Raw genomic sequence first — 908 nt, forward strand, 5'->3', positions numbered from 1 at the left:
ATGCCTATGTATTTTTAGGGCAAAGTAATTTTCATGCTGCTGGAATTGCACTTTCAACCAATATGCCAACATATGTCTTAGATCCTTATTTTAATGAGGTTCGAGAAGTGACAGAATTTGCACAGAAATTAAAAAAGAAAGCAACTCTTGCGATTTACAAAGCTGCTGAAGCACAGACATTTGGAATAATCATAGGATTAAAAGAAGGGCAATTATCCAAAGTGTTTGCATTAAAATTTAAAAATGAATTAGAAAAAGAAGGAAAGACTGTTCAATTATTTGCATTAACAGACATTACAAACGAGAGATTAAAAAATCTGAAAGGAATAGATGCGTTTATCCAAGTAGCATGTCCTAGAATTTCTACTGACAATCAGTTTGATAAACCTGTTTTGTCTACACCTCAAGCAAATGCACTTTTAAAAATATTAAGACATGAAAGCATAGAGGGATATCTAGAGATCCCTCACTGGTTATAAAATTAAGATGTTAGTTTTTGAAATTTGATATTGTCCTTTAGCTTTTCAAAAGATTTAGTTTTTTTTGCTTTGATCTTATATTGAATTCCTTGGGAAATTGCTTTTTCAAGTGTATAAAGAGCATCGTCTATTTTGTAAATCATTGCAAGACTACAAGATTTATCAAACAATACATCGCCGTTAAGAGGATAATCATCTAGAATGGCATCACAACAAAGTAATGATTCTTCAAATTGGTTCATTGAAAACAAGATTCTCTCTTTATGGTATAACACAATGTTGTACTTGGGGTTATTTTCTAATATATTATCACAGTATTTTAGCGCTTCAGAGAATTTGCCTTTTTTTCTCAATGAAGATATTTTGTTTACCAAAACAGAAAGTTCCTGAGGTGATAATTTCAATACAGCATCATAACATTGTATTGCG

Annotated in this window: 2 protein-coding genes; one reads left to right on the top strand and one right to left on the bottom strand. The window is 31.1% G+C overall.

Annotated features, from left to right (window positions below; genetic code table 11):
• Nucleotides 1–479: diphthamide synthesis protein (locus BG20_RS01705; RefSeq protein WP_010190040.1), on the top strand; the 479-nt coding region annotated here is incomplete at its 5' end.
• Nucleotides 480–481: 2 nt separating this feature from the next.
• Here BG20_RS01705 and BG20_RS01710 read toward each other — a convergent pair.
• Nucleotides 482–908: tetratricopeptide repeat protein (locus tag BG20_RS01710; RefSeq protein WP_010190041.1), on the bottom strand; the 427-nt coding region annotated here is incomplete at its 5' end.

Origin of the sequence: Candidatus Nitrosarchaeum limnium BG20 (genome assembly GCF_000241145.1) — an archaeon.
Classification (GTDB): Archaea; Thermoproteota; Nitrososphaeria; order Nitrososphaerales; family Nitrosopumilaceae; genus Nitrosarchaeum; species Nitrosarchaeum limnae.